This is a genomic window from Streptomyces sp. (assembly GCF_035645055.1).
Classification (GTDB): Bacteria; Actinomycetota; Actinomycetes; order Streptomycetales; family Streptomycetaceae; genus Streptomyces.
The window spans coordinates 256,852-273,424 of the sequence record NZ_DASQNH010000076.1 but is presented as its reverse complement, the minus strand read 5'-3'; the positions used below and the strand labels follow the sequence as shown (position 1 = coordinate 273,424).

The window sequence follows — 16,573 nt, the reverse complement described above, 5'->3', positions numbered from 1 at the left end:
CGCTGAGCGCAGGTCGTGGGGAGCCGCTCCGTTTGTGCGGCCGGAACCGATCTGTGTGCTCAGGCGGGCTGACGGAGCGCGCTGACCAGCGCGCGCGGGTCGTCGGCATGGAAGCGGATGGTGTGGGCCTCTTCCGTCGCGCCGAGCGGGCGGGTGAAGGGGAGTGGCCGGTTCAGCTCCAGGGTCACCGAGGTCTGGCTGCCCACGATCAGGTCGAGGACCCCGTCCTCGGAGAGGGTGATCAGACGGCCCTCGGGACAGCGCCGGTCGACCCGGACCGAGGCGACCGCGTCCGGCGGTACGGCGAGGTCGAAGAGGGCTCCGTAGCGGATCCGCAGAGAGCCGTCGGGGCGTACGACGTGCGGTCGGGTGACGCAGGCGGCGTGCAGTGCCAGTACGAGGACGACGCCGTACAGGTCGAGCGTCAAGGTCAAGCGCTGAAAGTATCGTCGGGCGCAAAAACGGTTCAAGCGCGTCTACACACCGGAGTGGTACGTCTTCGCCAGCGCACGTATCCGGCCGGAGTCCGCTCCCGCTACCCCTCGTCGCCCTCGTCGAGTTCCACTAACGGCCCAGGACGTTGAGGTTGCGGTGCTTGAGCGGGGACAGGCGGGCGATGTCCTCGTCCCCGATCTCGTGGCCCTCGGCACGGAGTCGGGCGACGGCGGCGTCGATGTACCGGGTGGTCCAGAGCACCACGGCGCCGTACGAGGCGTACCGGCCCGAGCCGCATCCGGGCACCCTGACGGCCCTCGCCGCCGACGGACGACATCTGCGCGGAGGGATCGACGAGGATCTGCAACTGCTGGCCCTCGCCCGCCCCACCGACGCCGCCATCCGCCGCTGGAACGGCTGGACCACGGCTCGTCACAGGCCGGCCCAGGCCGAGCTGGTGGCCGCGGGTGCGGTCCTGACCGGCCGCCGGGCCAGGGCGGGGCGTACCGCCTTCGTGCCCGGCGAGTGGCCGGACGCCAAGGCACCGCACCTGCCGCCGGAATTCCGGAACCTGGCCTCCCACTTGGCGACCGCCTCGGGGAAGGACCTGCACGCGCCCTTCCTGCGGCTGCTGCCGCCGGTCCCGCCGCACGAGCTGTTCGAGCGGGCCCGTGCGGGAGCGGCCGGACATGGTCTGAGCACGCGAAGGGGCCCGGCGGACAGCCACCGGGCCCCTCGGCCGGGCGCTCGAGACGGCGTCGGCGCGTCGCCGACGTCCGTGTCTAGGCGCCGCTCGCCTTGAGCATGTCCTCACGCTCGACGATCTTCACGCGTTCGCGGCCCTGCGGCTCGCCCAGCGCCTTCTCCGCGGCGTCCAGCCTGTACCAGCCCTCCCAGGTGGTGAAGCGGATGTTCCGCTCGGCCAGGAAGGCGTCCACGGCCTCGGGCGCGGGCGCCTCCGGCGTCTGGAGACGGCCGCCCGCGAAGTCGTCCAGCAGGTTGGCCACGGTCTCGTTGGCGTCGCCCTTGGTGTGGCCGATGAGGCCCACCGGGCCGCGCCGGATCCAGCCGGTGACGTACACCGACCGGAGGTGTTCGCCGCCCTCCTCCATGACCCGGCCGCCCTGGTCGGGGACCGTGCCCGAGTCGAGGTCCCAGGGCAGCTTCGGCAGCTTGTCGGAGAGGTAGCCCACGGCGCGGTAGACCGCGGTGACGTCCCAGTCGGTGAACTTGCCGGTGCCCTTGACGTTGCCGGTGCCGTCGAGTTCGGTGCGCTCGGTGCGCAGGCCCACGACCTTGCCGTCCTCGCCGAGGATCTCGGTGGGCGACTCGAAGAAGTGCAGGAAGAGCTTGTGCGGGCGGTCGCCGACATCGCGGATCGCCCAGTTCTCCAGCGTCTTGGCGACCATGTCGGCCTGCTTGTTGCCGCGCCGGGTCGCGATGGAGCCCTCGTCGTAGTCGATGTCCTCGGGGTCGACGATGACCTCGATGTTGGGGGAGTGGTCCAGCTCGCGCAGCTCCATGGGGCTGAACTTCGCCTGCGCCGGGCCGCGTCGGCCGAAGACGTGGACCTCCAGGGCCTTGTTGGCCTTCAGGCCCTCGTAGACGTTCGGCGGGATCTCGGTCGGCAGCAGCTCGTCGGCCGTCTTGGCGAGGATGCGCGCGATGTCGAGGGCGACGTTGCCGACGCCGAGGACGGCCACCTTCTCCGCCTCCAGCGGCCAGGTGCGCGGCACGTCCGGGTGGCCGTCGTACCAGGAGACGAAGTCGGCGGCGCCGTAGGAGCCGTCGAGGTCGATGCCGGGGATGGGCAGATCCCGGTCGGCCGTGGCGCCGGTGGAGAAGATGACCGCGTCGTAGAAGGAGCGCAGGTCGTCCAGGCTGATGTCGGTGCCGTAGTCGACGTTGCCGAAGAGCCGGATCTGCGGCTTGTCGAGCACCTGGTGGAGGGCGGTGATGATGCCCTTGATCCGGGGGTGGTCCGGGGCGACGCCGTAGCGGATCAGACCGAAGGGCGCGGGCATCCGCTCGAAGAGGTCGATGGACACACCGGGTTCGGCGGCCACGTCGGACTTGAGCAGGGCGTCGGCGGCGTAGATCCCGGCGGGGCCGGCTCCGACAATGGCTACCCGCAGAGGCCGGGGCATGATCAGGTTCCCTTCGAGCGGTGAAAAGCGACTCGCCGGGAAGCCTAAGCTAAGGCAAGCCTAAGTCGGTACGCGGGTCCGGTCTATGGGCTCATAAGGCTGCCTTATGAGATCAATAAGTGAGTCTTCAGGGCGCCAGGTCGGCGCGGAGGCCCCCTCTAGGCTGTACGCATGCCTGCTCGCGAGCCCGTGTCACCCGCACTCCACGCGCATCTGCGCCCTCCGGACGGCGCGCGCCTGGCGGAGGCCACCGAGGTGTTCGCGATGCTCGCCGACCCGACGCGGCTGCATCTGCTGTGGCTGCTGGCGCAGGGGGAGTCGGACGTGGGCTCGCTGACCGAGCGCTGCGCCGCCTCGCGCACGGCGGTCAGCCAGCACCTGGCCAAGCTCCGGCTCGCCGGGCTGGTGGACTCCCGCCGCGAGGGCCGGCACATCCACTACAGCCTGCGCGACGGCCACCTGCGCCGCCTCGTCATGGAAGCCCTCAGCCACGCCGACCACCGGGTCAGCGGACAGGCCCCGCACGACTGACCGGCGCGGCCGACGCCCGGCGGGCCGCACGGAGGCCGGTGGCCTGCCCGGGCCGTCGGGCCCGGGCAGGCCGGTGGGACGCGGTCGGTCAGAGCCGGTCGAGGATGTCCCGCAGGTGCTTCACCTCGGCGGTCTGGCCGGTGACGATCTCGCCGGCCAGCTTCCTGGCGGCGGCGTTCTCGCCCTTCTTCCGCTCGTCCCGGGCCATGCGGATCGCGCCGTTGTGGTGCTCGATCATCATCTCGGCGAACGCCTTGTCGAAGGCGGTGCCCTTCAGACCCTCGAGTTCCTCCATGTCCGTGTCGGACATCATGCCGTCACCACCGCCGTGGCCCCCGTGGTGCGTGCCGGGCAGGGATGGCGCGGCCGTCGGCTGCTCCCAGGACTCCAGCCAGCCCTTCATGGTCCGGATCTCGGGGTCCTGGGCCCGCGCGATCCTCGTGGCCAGGTCCTCGATCCCGGCGTCCGCGGCGCGGCCGTCGGCGAGCCGGGCCATCTCCAGGGCCTGCTCGTGGTGCGGGATCATCAGCTGGGCGAAGGTGACGTCGGCGTCGTTGAAGTCCCCCGTCCCGGTCGTGGCTCCTGCACCGGCCCCGGCTTCCGCGGTCGCGGACGGGGCGGCGCTGTCGCCGCCGTGGTCCATGCCGCTCATGTCGTCCCCGCCGCAGGCGGTGAGGAGCAGGGCGCCGGCGGTGAGCAGGCTCGCGGCGGCGCCGTGGCGGAGGGTCGTGGTCGTGCGGCGCGGAGCGCGCGTGAAGGCAGTCATGGTGGATCTCACCTCGTGTGTCGGTTCTGTTGCTGTTCTGCAGGCCGCTTTCGGCGTACGCGAGATCGCGGGGGCCGCATGGGTGCGCCCCCGCGTGCGCGTCGGCCTACAGCCGCAGCACCGACAACCGGGTGAGATCGGGCCCGTGCGGCGGGGGATGAGAGCGCCGTACGACGGTGATCCTGCCGGGCAGCTCGGCCGACCACTCCGGGCGCCGGGCGAACGCGGCCCGCAGGAGCGTGGCGAGCACCCACCCGCCGAGCAGGACCGCCAGGCACAGCGAGGCCATGTCCATGGCCGTGCCGGGCCCGTGGGAGGCCGGCGGGTCCGGGTCCGAGGGGGCCGGAGGGTGCGGGTCCGAGGGGGCCGGCGGGTGCGGGTCCGAGGGGTCCGACGGGTGGCCCGCCGAGGCGTGCCCCGGCGTCCGGTCGTGGGACACGGAGTGCGAGGTGGCGCCGGACGAGTCGTCCGGATGCCCGAGGGTGTGCATCACGAACACCCCGAGCGCGAGCACGACGACGAGCAGCAGCTGCCCGAAGGCGCCTCCCGTCCGCACGCACCGGCTCGCCCGCACGCTCGCATCCCTTCTCCGCGGTTCCGGCATTGCCCCAGACGGTATCCGGAGGCGAGCCCGCGGCCGGTGAAGGGGGGAGCCCGCGTGTTTGCCCAGGCCGACGGCGGCTAGTCGGCAAGGGTCCGACTGCCCCCCGGTATCTGGAGGAGAGGGCCATGACCACGGTCGAGGACATGCTCGCCACCTACCCGGCCGACCTCGGCGAGGTCGACCGCGCCAAGCTCACCCGGTGCATCGAGGAGTGCATCGCCTGCGCCCAGGCGTGTACGGCCTGCGCGGACGCCTGCCTCTCCGAGGGCATGGTCGGCGAGCTGACCAAGTGCATCCGCACCGATATGGACTGCGCGGACATCTGCACCACCACGGCGTCCGTCCTGTCCCGCCACACCGGCTACGACGCCAACATCACCCGCGCGATGCTCCAGGCGTGCGCCATCGCCTGCAAGGCCTGCGCCGACGAGTGCGGCACCCACGCCGACCAGCACGAACACTGCCGCCTGTGCGCGCGGGCCTGCCGCTCGTGCCAGCAGGCGTGCGAGGAACTCCTCGGCGCCCTCGGCTGAGCGCGCGGCCCTCGGCCGACCGCGCCGCCCGTACTCAGCCGCTCGCGCCCACGGGGGCCCGGCCCAGTCCGTCGAGCAGGCAGCGCGCGAGGCGGGCCGCGAGGGCGCCGTCCGGATCGAGCCGCGGATTGAAGATCGTCACATCGAGGCCGACGGCCCGCCCGCCCGAGAGCGCCGTGCGCAGCACCTCCGTCAGCTCGGCCCACGACAGCCCGCCGGGCAGCCGGTAGTCGACGGCCGGCATCAGCGCGTCGTCGAGCACGTCGACGTCCAGATGCACCCAGTACGGGACGGGCGCGAGCCGTGCGAGCGCCCGCCGCGCCGCCGTCCCCGCGCCGACGGCACGCACACCGTCCAGGTCGACCGCGTACAGCCCCGGCGGCAGCGGCTGCATGCCCGCCCCGGCGGACTCGCCGGCGTCACGGAAGCCGAGCACGGCGACATCCTCGTCCCGCAGCAGGGGCCCGCCCCCTTCGAGATCGGTCAGGAGGCGGGGGCCGCGGCCCGTGGCCAGGGCCAGCTCCATCGAGGCCGCCTCCCCGGCCGGCTCCGCCGACGGCTGGTAGAAGTCGGTGTGGCCGTCGAGGAAGAGCAGACCGTGCCGTCCCCGGCGCCGCAGCGCGAGCAGGTTGCCGAGCAGGATGCTGCAGTCGCCGCCGAGGACGAGCGGGAAGCGCCCGGCGTCCAGGACGGCGCCGACCGCGTCCGCGAGCCGTACGGCGTACTCCGCCAGGCCGGCCGCGTTGAGCACACCGGTCGACGGGTCCCGCCGGGCGTCGTAGAGCGGCGGCTCGACCCGCCCGGCGCGCACCGCACCGGGAAGGGCCGCCAGCCCGGCGCCCAGCAGCGCTGCCGGCAGGTCCTGCACCCCGGTCGGCCGCAGCCCGAGCACGGACGGGGCCTCCACGATCGCCGTCTCCCGCATGGCCGGACCCTTTCCCTGGCGTCACGGCCATCGTCCCGCCGCGGGCGGTGTCAGGCGCGCCGGGCGTACAGGAACAGATGCGGCTCGGGTACGGCCTCGGGGTGGGCGGGCGTGAAGACGGTCTCCTCGGCGCGGAGCACCTCCAGGCCCGCCGCCACCGCCAGCGCGGTGAAATCCCCTGCGGAGAAGCTGGTCACCCGGACCGGCTGCCCCATGAACACGGCGTCGGCGCCCTCGATGTCGAGGTGCACCGTCGCCAGCACCGTGTGCCCGCCGGGCCGCAGTGCCCGCGCCAGCCGTGCGACGAGGGCGGACTGCTCCTCGCGGGACATCTGGAGCAGCGAGAAGTACACGCAGACCGCGTCGAAGGAGCCGTCCGCGAGCGGCATCCGGCGGATGTCGGCGCACCGGAACTCGGCGTCGGGCACCTGCCGCGCGGCCAGCTCCACCATCACCGGTGAGACGTCCACCCCCAGCACCCGGTGGCCCGCCCCCGTGAGCGTCTCGGCGGTCGGCCGCCCCGTCCCGCTGCCCACGTCCAGCACCCTGCTGCCCGGCTCCAGCCGTTCCAGCAGCCACTCCAGCGACGCCCGATGCGCCTCGGATCCCGCGAACGCCTTCTCGTACGTGGTGCCGAGCGCGTCGAACACCGCCGCGGCGTCCGGGCGGTGGTCCCCGTCGGTCACGCTGCCTCCTCCGGCTGGTCGTGGCGGGCATCGTCCCACCCGGGAACCGGCGTGACAACGGGGGTTAGGGTTCCGCCGTGGCCACCTTGCTGATCGTGCATCACACACCTTCGCCCAACTGCCAGGCGATCCTCGAAGCCGTCCTCGCCGGGGCGACGGCCCCGGAGATCGAGGACGTCCGCGTCGAGCGGCGCGCGGCCCTGTCCGCCACCGCGTCCGACGTGCTCGCCGCCGACGGCTGTCTGCTGGGCACGCCCGCGAACCTCGGCTACATGTCCGGCGCGCTCAAGCACTTCCTCGACCAGGTCTACTACCCGTGCCTGGACGAGACCCGCGGCCGGCCCTTCGGCTACTACGTGCACGGCGGCAGCGATGTCACCGGAGCCGTGCGGGGCATCGAGGCGATCACGACCGGCCTCGGCTGGCGCCGCGCGGCCGAGCCGGTCACCGTGACCGGCGAGCCCGGCAGGGCCGACCTGGAGGCGTGCTGGGAACTGGGGGCGACGGTGGCGGCGGGCCTCATGCCCCGGTGAGCCGCCCGCGGCCCCGCCCTCACGGCTCGCCCCACCGAGCCGCCCGCACGCTGCTGCTCCTGCGGCACCCGGCTCACGCCCGCCCCGCTGGCCTCGCCGGCCCCATGACCCGGCGAATGTGGGCGAAGCCACGTCCCGGACGAGGCGCCGGCCATGTCCCTCACCGCGGGCACCGGGATACCTTTTTCGCCCATCCCCGTTCCCCGGCAGCTCGGACGGCCCGCCAGTGCTCACAGATCTCTCCCCGCTCATCGCGGCGACCGCCCAGTGGCTCACCCGCGCCTATCCGGCGACCGGCGGTGCCCTGGCCGCGGCCCTGTGCGAGGCGCAGGCCCGGCAGGCGGTCACGGTCGCGGCCTGGCTGCGCTACCCGACGCCGACGGACGCCGCGCTGGTCACCCTGGCCGGCCCCGGCGGCTCGGCCCGCCTGGACTGGGTCACCGGCGCCGACGCGGCGGGCGGCGCGGAGCCCGAGGACACCGCCTGGCGCACCTGGGTCGACGAGGTCGTGGCGAGCTGGGCCGCCTGCCTGCTCACCGATCCGGAGCTGGCCCGGCTGGCCGTGACCGCCGTCACCGAGGGCGCGCCGGGAAGTACGCCGGTCGAGTTCCGCCGCCTGATCGAACCCGATGTGCGCGATCGGCAGGCCGCGGCTCTGCTGCGCCACCCCGACCTGCTCGCCCCGGTCGCGGAACTGCACCAGGACCACCTCCTGGACCGGCTGGGACCGGATCAGGCACTCATCGCCTGAGCGGCGCCGGTTCAGCCCCGCCAGCCGTACCGCCGCTCCGGCCGTCCCGCCACGCCGCACCGCAGCGACACCTCGGCGCTGCCCGTCGTACGGAAGTGCTCCAGGTAGTGGCGGGCGCTGACCCGGGACAGGCCGGTCAGCGCGGCGCACTCGCCGGCGGAGAGTGTGCCGTCCGCGTCGCGCAGCGCGCCCTCCACCAGTTCGGCGGTTGCCACGCTCATGCCCTTCGTCAGGGTCCCGGCGACCGGTGCCGGTGGCGCCGCCCCGGCGAGGACCCGGTCGACGTCCGGCAGGTAGAGACCGAGCAGGACCAGGCCCGGACGCAGGGCGTCGACGGCGCGGACGGCCTCCTCGCCGCTGCCCGCGACGCCCAGGACCCGGAACGGCCGGACGCGGTCGACATGGGCGCGGTGCACCTCGGCCACCCGGAAGTCGTCGTCGACGACCAGGACGCCGATCGTGGCCGTGCTCGTGGCCGCGGCCTTGTCCGGGTCCGTGGCCGCGCCGCACGGCTCGGCGACAAGGGTCCTGCTCGACACGCAGTGCTCATCGGTCCGCTCCTTCCGCCACCGTGTCGAGGGTGGCCGACGGTCGGGCGTGCCGGGAGCACGGCGTCAAGGAAGCGTGATCCCGCCGCCGTGACGTTCGCGGACCGGCCGGCCGGACGCCGGAGGGGCGACGTGCTCAGGGCGCCTCGACGAGCGGCGGCTCACCCCAGTCGGCGGTCAGCGCCGCCCGTACGGCGTCGACGCCGGCCCGGCCGACGCGCTCGGCGAGCACCGACTCGACGAGCGCGATCACGGCCTGGGCCCGCTCGTGGACGCGCTGCCCCTCGGCGGTGGTGCGGATCAGCCGGCGGCGGGCCGAGCCGGGGTCGGGGACCTGTTCCAGGAGCCCCATGCCGATCAGTCCGTGCACGGCCTGATGGACCGTCTGGCGGGTGACGCCGATCCGCCGGGCCAGTTCGGAGACGGTGGTGCCCTCGGCGTCGAGCATCGCGAAGACGGACGCCTGCGCGGTGGTCACCGGTTGTTCCCCGGCGGCCTCCATGCTGGCGAAGAGCGCGTCCTCGAACCAGCGCCGGGCTTCACCGAGCAGTTGGGGCAGATTGGCGGCGCGGTGACTCATGGCTCCCCGGGGCCTCGACAGAACGGCGGACGCGGGAATTATCCCCTTACCGCCCGGGCCGCGAAGTCGAGGGTCGCGGAGAAGCAGTGCTCGACGTCCTCCTCCGGCAGTCCCACCCACAGATGGTCGCCAGCCCTCGACCGGCCGGAACTCCACCCGGCCGCCGGCCGCCCGCAGCGCGCGGACCAGCCGCTCGCCCTGGGCGAAGGGCACGATCGTGTCGGCGGTGCCGTGCGGTACGAGGAAGGGCGGCGCCGTGGCCGTCACCCGGCTCACCGGGCCGGCGGCGCGAGCCCGTTCGGGTGCTTCGGTGAGCGCGGCGCCGATCAGCAGCGCCTCGAAGGAGGAGGTGTCGGCCGGGTCGAAGGCACCGGCGGGACGGTCCTCGGCGAGCCGGGTGAGGTCGGAGGGGGCGTACCAGACGGCGCAGCCGCGCACGGTGGGCGTCCGGGCCGCGGCGGGCGGGAGGTTCACAGCACCGCCTCCAGCACCGACTGCCCCACCACCATGCCCAGCAGCCCGAACAGGGCGACCGGGGGAGGGGCGGGCGACGCCACGCGCAGGGCCCCGTAGACCACCCCGACCAGCGCGCCCGCCAGCAGCACCTGGACGTAGGTCATGGCTGCCCGTCTCCGGTGCGCCACCGGTGGCCGGGCAGGAACCGCACGTCGTACCGCTGCGGCACGGTGGCGAACTTCTCCGGTTCGGGCACGAACGGCCGGGCGGGCAGCCCGAGTTCGTCGGTCGGGGTGCCCAGCGTCTCGAAGAACCGCTCGAAGGTGCCGCCCGGCCCGGCGGCCACGCCGACGACGAGCGAGTGGTGCCGCTCCATGCGGTAGGAGTGCGGGCAGTTCTTCGGTACGAAGCCGAAGTCGCCCGGGGTGAGCAGGCGTTCCTGCTGCTCGCCCTCCAGGTCCTCGACGAACAGGCGCACGGCGCCCTGGGCGACGTAGAAGACCTCGTGGGTGTCGGGGTGCGAGTGGGCCGGGACGAGATTGCCCTTGGGGCCTTCCACGGTGAAGAAGTTGAAGGTGTTCTCCGTCTGTTCGCCGCCCGCGTAGACCGTGACCAGGTCGCCGAAGAGGTGGGCCCGGTCGCCGAGTCCCTTCTCGATGAAGTACGGCTTGCCCGGCTCGGGCGGGATGAACGAGCGGGACCGGTACGGAGTGGCGTACTCGATGGTCATGCGGAACCTCCTGCGACAATGAATGTCAGGTTACCTGACATTGAGGTCGCGTCAAGAGGCGGATCCGCCCGCGCAGTGCCCGGCCCCGCGCGGGCGGAACCAGGGAATGCGCGGCCCCGCTGGGAGGACTCAGGCGCCGGCGAAGGCCCCGCCGTCGCCGAACACCAGCCGGGCGAACCGTTCGCCCATCCGGTGATGGGGGGGCTCGCGGCGTCGGAACCGTGGCTGATGGAACTGCCGTGGTGCAGCCACACCGGGCGGCCCGGGTCGGCCGGGACGGGCTCGACCGGGGCGTCGGTGCGCAGCGCGACGAGTTCGGTGGTCTCGTGGTGCGGCAGCCAGATCTCGACGACCTTGACCCGGCCGGGCAGCCCGTCGAAGCGGACGGTGCCGGCCGGTCCGGTCCGGGACTCGAAGGAGCCGGTGGTCATGTCGATGGTCAGGGTGTTACCGCCGGCCGCGGTGGCCTGCTGCGTCAACTCGCCGTCCACGAGCAGGTCGTAGACACCGTCCGGGCGCGGCGGGGCGCCCACGTAGACCCGCTTGGTGGGCAGGGTGTCCAGCTCCACGGCGGTGGCGCGGGTGCGGAAGGCCAGCCGTACGCCGGAGGGCTGGGACTCCGCCATGGCGAGCTGAGGGTCGGTGTACTGCGCGCGGGCCCGGGCGGGCAGCCGGTGCGGCAGGAGTCCGTGCGCGGTGCGCTCCAGGTCCAGGGCGCCGCGCACCAGGTCCGCGGTGAGGGGAGTGGTGGTCCAGGGGGTGTTCATGAGCTCCGCCGGTGAGGGGTTCGGGGTCAGCGCGCGGGCCAGTTGCGCAGCAGGGCGTCCAGGGCGTCGAGGACCCGGGACCAGGTCTCGGACCCGGGACCAGGTCTCGTCGGGGTCGGGTTCGCTGTGGCTGAACCCGCCGCTCAGCTCCAGGCTGACGTAGCCGTGGAACACGCTGCCCAGCATGCGGACGGCATGGGTCTGGTCCGGTTCCGTCAGGTCGTAGCCGCGCAGGATCGCCCGGGTCATCCGGGCGTGCCGGACGCCCGCGCTCGCCGCCGCCGTCTCCGGGTCGAGGCGCAGCCGGGCCGCGGCGTAGCGGCCGGGGTGTGCCCGGGCGTAGTCGCGGTAGACGTTCGCGAACGCGGTCAGCGCGTCCTTGCCGGACCGCCCGGCCAGCGCGTCCGCGGCGCGGTCGGCGAGCTCCTCCAGGGCCAGCAGGGCGATGCCGGTCCGCAGGTCCTGCGAGTTCTTCAGGTGGGAGTACAGGCTTGCGACCTTGACGTCGAACCTCCGGGCGAGCGCCGAGAGGGTCACCTGGTCGAAGCCGGCCTCGTCGGCCAGCTCGGCGCCCGCCCGGACCAGCCGCTCGGTGGTCAGTCCCGCGCGTGTCATGGGCCTCCTCCTGCCGCTCCGGCCAAACTAAGTGCATTACTTCTGGCTGACCGGACGAGTCCTGGATCGCCGTCACCTCGGTGCTGGGCTCCTCCCGCCGTTCGGCGCCATCCCGGCGGGCGGGGCGGAGATCCCCACCTTCCTGTCGCACGTTGCCGGTCCTGCCCGTCGTCATCGGCGCCATCCTCGGCCCGAACGCCGAGCAGCAACTGCGCCGCGCCCTCCAGATCAGCGACGGCAGCGCCACGGGCCTGGTCGGCACCCCGTTCGCGATGACGGTGTACGCGGTGACCGCCGTACTGCCGGCCTGGCCGCTGCTGCGACGGCTGGGGCGCCGGGAGGACTGGGAGGACAGGGAGGACAGGGAGGCCCGTGCGGATCGGGCGGACGCCTCGGCGCCGCCGCGTGAACGCCCTGGCGCCGCTTCAGGCCAGGCGACGCACCAGCTGGCTGGTCAGCTCGTACCGCGCGCCGACGATCGCCAGCCGCCCGTCCGCCACCCGCTCGGCGAGATCCGGCTCCGACGCGAGCCGGGACCGCACGAGCCGCACGTGGGCGTCGATCGTCGCGTCCACGCGGGCGTCGCCCTGCGCGCTCCGGTCGATGGCCGGAGCTATCTGATCGGCCAGGTACTGGATGTGCGCGGGCAGCCGCCCACCGGACCTGTCCGCCTCGACGGCGGCCCGTACGGCCCCGCAGGACTGATGGCCCAGCACCACGACCAGCGGTATCGCCAGCTCCAGGACACCGTACGCGATGCTGCCGAGCACCGCCTCGTCGAGCACCTCCCCGGCGCTGCGCACGGTGAGCAGATCGCCCAGCCCCTGGTCGAAGACCAGCTCGGGCGGCACCCGGGAGTCGACACAGCCGAGCACCAGCGCGAACGGGTGCTGGCCCGAGGTCAGCGCCTGCCGCACGTCCGGGGTCTCGTCCGGGTGCCGCTCCCGGTAGGTGCGCCAGCGCTGGTTCCCGGCGGCCAGCTCGCGCAGCGCCTGCGGCGCGGTGGTGGGCCGGGGCCGCCCGGTGGGCGGGGCGGCGGCAGCGGGGGAGACGTCCAGGACGAGTCCGGAGCCGGCTGCAACGGCACCGGTCATGGCGGCACCGGTCATGGCGGCACCGGTCACGGCGGCGCGCAGCAACGAGCGGCGCGCGGGAGCCGCCTCGTCGGCGGCTCCCGGCGGAGTGTCATCGAGTTTCACGGCGAGGAACGTATGCCCGAAGGGACGCTTGTTCGGCCGCGCTGCCGAATCATGGCCCGGCATGGGCGATTCATGGGCCGGTGTTGAGCAGTTGTTGGCGCGGACCGGGGCAACTCTTGGCGCGGGGGGCCCGACCCCGACGAGACGCCCCCTAGCGTTCGCCGGGCGGGTTGTCGTCGTCCCAGGTGCGGGTCGAGCGGGGCTCGGTGTACGGCTCCTCCTCCGGCGGATGGCCCCCGGCGATGGCCCGCTGGCGGACGGTCTCGGCGTCGAACTCCAGACCGAGCAGGATGGCCAGATTGGTGATCCACAGCCAGACGAGGAAGATGATCACGGCGGCCATGGTCCCGTACGTCTTGTTGTACGAGGCGAAATTCGCGACGTAGAAGGCGAACCCGCCGGAGGCGATCATCCAGATCACCAGGGCGAGGAAGCTGCCCGGCGTGATCCACCGCCAGCCGCGCACCCTGGCGTTGGGGCTGGCCCAGTACAGCAGCGCGATCATGAGGGTGACCAGCAGCACCAGGACGGGCCACTTGGCGATGGCCCACACCGTGAGCGCGGTGTCGCCGAGTCCAAGGACGTCACCCGCCCGGCGGGCCAGGCCGCCGGTGAAGACCACGATCAGCGCGCTGATCACCGCCATGATCATCAGCGCCACGGTCAGCCCCAGACGCACCGGCAGGATCGTCCACACCGGCCGCCCCTCCGGGACGTCGTAGACGGCGTTCGCCGCGCGCATGAACGCCGCCACATATCCGGACGCGGACCACACCGCGAGGACGAGGCCGACGATCGCCATCAGGGAGCCGGTCCCCGCGTTGCCCTGGAGCTGTTCGACGGCGCGCGTGATGATGTCGCGGGCCGAGCCGGGGGCCAGCTGCTCCAGGTTCTCCATCACCTTGTCCGTGGTGGACCTGCCGGAGATGCCGAGCAGCGAGACCAGCACCAGCAGCGCGGGGAAGAGGGACAGGACCCCGTAGTACGTCAGGGCCGCGGCGCGGTCGGTGAGCTCGTCGTCCTTGAACTCCCGGACGCTGCCCTTGAGCACCGCGCCCCAGGCACCTTTCGGCAGCTTGGACGGTGTCTCGGGAGCCGCCCGCTCCACCTCCGGGCCGGGCCCGGCCTCCTCCGGAGCCGGCTTCCGGTCCTCACGCTGGTCCCTGTGCCCCGGGCGCCCGGGAAGATGCAGCTTCATGGCCTCCGAGTAACCCGCTGCCGCACCGCTCACTCACTCCCGCGTGCGCGCCGTGTCCAGCCAGCGGTCGTCGTGGAATTCGGAGGCGATCCCGTCGCTCCGGGGATCGGTGGCCCTGCGTTCGCGTTCGTCGAACCACCGGTCCCGCCGGGACTCGGGCAGAAGGGGTCGTCGTGCCGGTCGCGGTGCCGCTTCGCGCGGATCGCCATCCGGGCGCGGGAGTGCCGGTCGTGGCAGTGGGTCACGACCCACCAGGTCCGAGCGCGGACCGCGGCGCACCTGCGTGGACGGCGGGGCACCCGTCAGGTGTCCCGCCGTCCACGCGTCCGTCCGCTCGCCCGTCCTCAGTCCTCGGCGATCAGCGAAGGCGTCGCCCGGGTGAGGGTCCTGCCCTGGAAGAACGCGGGGTTGTGCCGGCGCATCGCGTACATGATCACGACGCCCAGGAGGAGCAGACCCACGCCGATCACGAACACCGAGCCCATCCCGAAGACCGAAGAGCCGCTGCCGTACGCCGGGTCCCACATGTCGATCAGGGTCTTGGTGAAGACCGCGCTCAGCAGCAGGCCGCCCACCAGCGGGAACAGGCCCTTGAAGAGCAGGTCGCGGCCGGAGCGCAGCACCTCGGCGCGGAAGTACCAGACGCAGGCGAAAGCGGTCAGGGCGTAGTAGAAGCAGATCATCAGGCCGAGCGCGTAGATGGTGTCGACCAGCACGTGCTCGCTGACCAGGGTCATCACCGTGTAGAACACGCCGGTCGCGACGCCCGCCATCACCGTGGCGCGGCCGGGGGTGCGGAATCGCTCGTGGACCTCGGAGTACGACGCGGGCAGCGCCTCGTACGCCGACATCGCCAGCACCGTACGGGCCACCGGGATGAACGTGGTCTGAAGGCTCGCCGCGGCGGAGGCGAGGACGGCCACGAAGAGCAGGACGCCCAGCGCCGGGCCCATCACCGGGCCGGCCAGCGCGGCGAAGACGTTGTCGGAGGTGTCGGGGTTGGCCAGGCCGAGCCCCTTGTCCCCGGAGCCGACGACCATCTGCGCGGCCACACCGGTGGCCAGGTAGGAGCCGACCAGCACGATCATGGCGACGAGGGCCGCGCGGCCCGGGGTCCTGGTGCTGCCGCTGGTCTCCTCGTTGGCCGTGAGACAGGCGTCCCAGCCCCAGTACATGAAGATCGACAGGGACAGGCCGGCGGTGAAGGCGCCGAACGACTGCACCGCGAACGGGTTCATCCAGGACCACGAGAAGTCCGTCGAGGTCGGGAAGCCGGCGCTGCCGGCCTTGCCGAAGGCCATCGCCACGAAGACGGCGAGCACCACCAGCTGCAGCCCGACCAGCGCGTACTGGACGCCCTTGGTCGCGGTCATCCCGCGATAGCTGATCACGGTCGCGATGGCGACGAGCGCGAGACAGGTGACGATGTGCACCGCCTTGTTCCCGTCGAGCGCCGCCACGTCGTCGCTGCCGGTGATCTCCCCCGCGAGCAGCCAGAAGTACGACGTCGCCACACCGGCCAGGTTGGAGAGCACGATGATCGTGGCGATCACCAGTCCCCAGCCGCACATCCAGCCCACCTTCGGGCCGAACGCCTTCACCGTCCAGGTGAAGGAGGTGCCGCAGTCCGGCATCACCTTGTTCAGCTCGCGGTAGGCGAAGGCGACCAGCAGCATGGGCAGGAACCCCGCGAGGAACACCGCCGGCATCTGCAGACCGACCTCACCGGCGGTGGACCCGAGGGTCGAGGTCAGGCAGTAGACCGGGGCCACGGTGGAGACGCCGATCACGGCGCTGCCGAGCAGCCCGACGGAGTTCCCGCTCAGGCCTTTGGCACGCATGCCGTCGGCGGGGCCCCCGTCGCCTGTGTTTCCGGCCATGGGCCGTGCGTCCAGCTGAGTCATGAACAGGACGTTAAGTGCTGCGGTTTCCGCGCCAACGGTGCGTGACATTCAGGGGTGTGAGCCTTCATGATCCAGCCATTCACGGGCGAGACGCAGCTCACTTCCTGCGATTCAAAGGTCGTTCAGGGCGTGGAGCTTCTCTTTCAAAACGAAACAGCCGGTGTTCGATATTCGGTAATCGCAGCCGGGCCCGGAATGCCCGGTTCCAAAGCTTCCGCTGTGACCTGCGTCACAGGCTCAGCGTGGCTGATATTTGACGTCCGGTCAAGCGATGCTCTGGAGCCCGGCATCATTCGTAAAACGCATGGCACATGCTTTCTGGGTGATACATTGCGCGTTATGCGGATGACTCTGGAGGAGCGTGTTCGGGCCGCCGTGGCCGCGTTGATGCACGCCACCGGCGAGTCCCAGACGGACATCGCCGCCGCACTGGGCGTCAGTCAGGCCCAGGTCAGTCGTCGGCAGTCCGGCAGCGCGGCCTGGAGCCTGGCCGACTGCGACGCCGTCGCCGGGCACTTCGGCGTCGACGTACTCGACCTCATGGCCGGCCCGACCCGGGCCTTCGAGGCGCTGCCGGAGGAACGCCGCCGACGGCCCGGCCGCCGCGGCGGAGCCGCACCGCAGGCTTGAACCGCCCCGGCGGCTCCTGCGTTAACGGCAGCTGA

The 16,573-nt window shown here is 72.7% G+C and carries 17 protein-coding genes and 5 pseudogenes; 6 read left to right on the top strand and 16 right to left on the bottom strand.

The window, feature by feature from the left end; all coding sequences use genetic code 11:
* Window positions 1-59 precede the first annotated feature (59 nt).
* The 3 genes and pseudogenes from VE614_RS25365 to VE614_RS25350 all read right to left on the bottom strand — a co-directional run.
* A pseudogene (locus tag VE614_RS25365) lies at window positions 60-437 on the bottom strand (hypothetical protein); the annotation flags it as partial.
* Window positions 438-567: 130 nt separating this feature from the next.
* Window positions 568-712, bottom strand: a pseudogene (locus VE614_RS25360) (Tn3 family transposase); the annotation flags it as partial.
* Between the two features lie 505 nt (window positions 713-1,217).
* Entirely contained in the window at window positions 1,218-2,582 is a 1,365-nt protein-coding gene (locus tag VE614_RS25350) for an FAD-dependent oxidoreductase (protein ID WP_324941536.1), read from the bottom strand.
* A 171-nt stretch (window positions 2,583-2,753) separates the two neighbouring features.
* Between VE614_RS25350 and VE614_RS25345 the strand changes: the two genes are divergently transcribed.
* The gene (locus tag VE614_RS25345; protein ID WP_324941534.1) at window positions 2,754-3,113 is read left to right on the top strand and encodes a metalloregulator ArsR/SmtB family transcription factor; all 360 of its coding nucleotides are present in this window, start codon (window positions 2,754-2,756) and stop codon (window positions 3,111-3,113) included.
* An 88-nt stretch (window positions 3,114-3,201) separates the two neighbouring features.
* Here VE614_RS25345 and VE614_RS25340 read toward each other — a convergent pair whose 3' ends face one another.
* Both VE614_RS25340 and VE614_RS25335 read right to left on the bottom strand, forming a co-directional pair.
* The gene (locus VE614_RS25340; RefSeq protein WP_324941531.1) at window positions 3,202-3,879 is read right to left on the bottom strand and encodes a DUF305 domain-containing protein; all 678 of its coding nucleotides are present in this window, start codon (window positions 3,877-3,879) and stop codon (window positions 3,202-3,204) included.
* A gap of 106 nt (window positions 3,880-3,985) precedes the next feature.
* Complete coding sequence (locus VE614_RS25335; protein WP_324941528.1) at window positions 3,986-4,453, bottom strand: hypothetical protein; 468 nt, start codon at window positions 4,451-4,453, stop codon at window positions 3,986-3,988.
* 155 nt (window positions 4,454-4,608) lie between these two features.
* Between VE614_RS25335 and VE614_RS25330 the strand changes: the two genes are divergently transcribed.
* Window positions 4,609-5,016 (top strand): four-helix bundle copper-binding protein, encoded by a 408-nt coding sequence (locus tag VE614_RS25330; RefSeq protein WP_324941526.1) that lies wholly within the window; start codon window positions 4,609-4,611, stop codon window positions 5,014-5,016.
* A 34-nt stretch (window positions 5,017-5,050) separates the two neighbouring features.
* Here the strand turns inward: VE614_RS25330 and VE614_RS25325 are convergent, their stop codons facing one another.
* Together VE614_RS25325 and VE614_RS25320 are read right to left on the bottom strand one after the other, a co-directional pair.
* On the bottom strand, window positions 5,051-5,941 hold the full coding sequence (locus VE614_RS25325; RefSeq protein WP_324941523.1) for an arginase family protein: 891 nt from the start codon (window positions 5,939-5,941) through the stop codon (window positions 5,051-5,053).
* 50 nt (window positions 5,942-5,991) lie between these two features.
* Window positions 5,992-6,627, bottom strand: coding sequence for a class I SAM-dependent methyltransferase (locus VE614_RS25320; protein ID WP_324941520.1), 636 nt, complete (start codon window positions 6,625-6,627; stop codon window positions 5,992-5,994).
* Window positions 6,628-6,704: 77 nt separating this feature from the next.
* Between VE614_RS25320 and VE614_RS25315 the strand changes: the two genes are divergently transcribed.
* Together VE614_RS25315 and VE614_RS25310 are read left to right on the top strand one after the other, a co-directional pair.
* Window positions 6,705-7,160, top strand: a complete 456-nt coding sequence (locus tag VE614_RS25315) for a flavodoxin family protein (RefSeq protein ID WP_324941517.1) — start codon at window positions 6,705-6,707, stop codon at window positions 7,158-7,160.
* Between the two features lie 226 nt (window positions 7,161-7,386).
* The gene (locus tag VE614_RS25310; protein WP_324941514.1) at window positions 7,387-7,911 is read left to right on the top strand and encodes a hypothetical protein; all 525 of its coding nucleotides are present in this window, start codon (window positions 7,387-7,389) and stop codon (window positions 7,909-7,911) included.
* 11 nt (window positions 7,912-7,922) lie between these two features.
* On the opposite strand, the gene VE614_RS25305 is transcribed toward VE614_RS25310, so the two are convergent.
* From VE614_RS25305 to VE614_RS25280, 6 genes and pseudogenes are all read right to left on the bottom strand, one after another.
* Window positions 7,923-8,369, bottom strand: coding sequence for a hypothetical protein (locus VE614_RS25305; protein ID WP_324942002.1), 447 nt, complete (start codon window positions 8,367-8,369; stop codon window positions 7,923-7,925).
* 226 nt (window positions 8,370-8,595) lie between these two features.
* Window positions 8,596-9,513: a MarR family transcriptional regulator gene (locus VE614_RS25300; RefSeq protein WP_324941511.1), complete on the bottom strand. Its 918-nt coding sequence runs from the start codon at window positions 9,511-9,513 to the stop codon at window positions 8,596-8,598.
* Window positions 9,510-9,659, bottom strand: a complete 150-nt coding sequence (locus VE614_RS25295; RefSeq protein WP_324941508.1) for a DUF1427 family protein — start codon at window positions 9,657-9,659, stop codon at window positions 9,510-9,512. The genes VE614_RS25300 and VE614_RS25295 overlap by 4 nt, the downstream gene beginning before the upstream one ends.
* Entirely contained in the window at window positions 9,656-10,225 is a 570-nt protein-coding gene (locus VE614_RS25290; protein ID WP_324941505.1) for a quercetin 2,3-dioxygenase, read from the bottom strand. Before VE614_RS25290 ends, VE614_RS25295 begins: the two co-directional genes overlap by 4 nt.
* 191 nt (window positions 10,226-10,416) lie before the next feature.
* Window positions 10,417-10,992: pseudogene (locus VE614_RS25285) on the bottom strand (lipase); the annotation flags it as partial.
* A 26-nt stretch (window positions 10,993-11,018) separates the two neighbouring features.
* Window positions 11,019-11,607: pseudogene (locus tag VE614_RS25280) on the bottom strand (TetR/AcrR family transcriptional regulator).
* 152 nt (window positions 11,608-11,759) lie between these two features.
* Here VE614_RS25280 and VE614_RS25275 point away from each other — a divergent pair.
* Window positions 11,760-11,936, top strand: a pseudogene (locus tag VE614_RS25275) (tripartite tricarboxylate transporter permease); the annotation flags it as partial.
* Window positions 11,937-12,032: 96 nt separating this feature from the next.
* On the opposite strand, the gene VE614_RS25270 reads toward VE614_RS25275, so the two are convergent.
* The 3 genes from VE614_RS25270 to VE614_RS25260 all read right to left on the bottom strand — a co-directional run bounded on the left by VE614_RS25270 (window position 12,033) and on the right by VE614_RS25260 (window position 15,908).
* A complete protein-coding gene (locus VE614_RS25270; protein WP_414719646.1) occupies window positions 12,033-12,806 on the bottom strand; it encodes a carbonic anhydrase in 774 nt (257 codons plus the stop codon).
* A gap of 151 nt (window positions 12,807-12,957) precedes the next feature.
* A complete protein-coding gene (locus VE614_RS25265; RefSeq protein WP_324941502.1) occupies window positions 12,958-14,004 on the bottom strand; it encodes a YihY/virulence factor BrkB family protein in 1,047 nt (348 codons plus the stop codon).
* A 344-nt stretch (window positions 14,005-14,348) separates the two neighbouring features.
* On the bottom strand, window positions 14,349-15,908 hold the full coding sequence (locus tag VE614_RS25260) for an APC family permease (protein ID WP_324941499.1): 1,560 nt from the start codon (window positions 15,906-15,908) through the stop codon (window positions 14,349-14,351).
* A gap of 339 nt (window positions 15,909-16,247) precedes the next feature.
* Between VE614_RS25260 and VE614_RS25255 the strand changes: the two genes are divergently transcribed.
* On the top strand, window positions 16,248-16,538 hold the full coding sequence (locus VE614_RS25255; RefSeq protein ID WP_324941496.1) for a helix-turn-helix transcriptional regulator: 291 nt from the start codon (window positions 16,248-16,250) through the stop codon (window positions 16,536-16,538).
* Window positions 16,539-16,573: the final 35 nt, after the last annotated feature.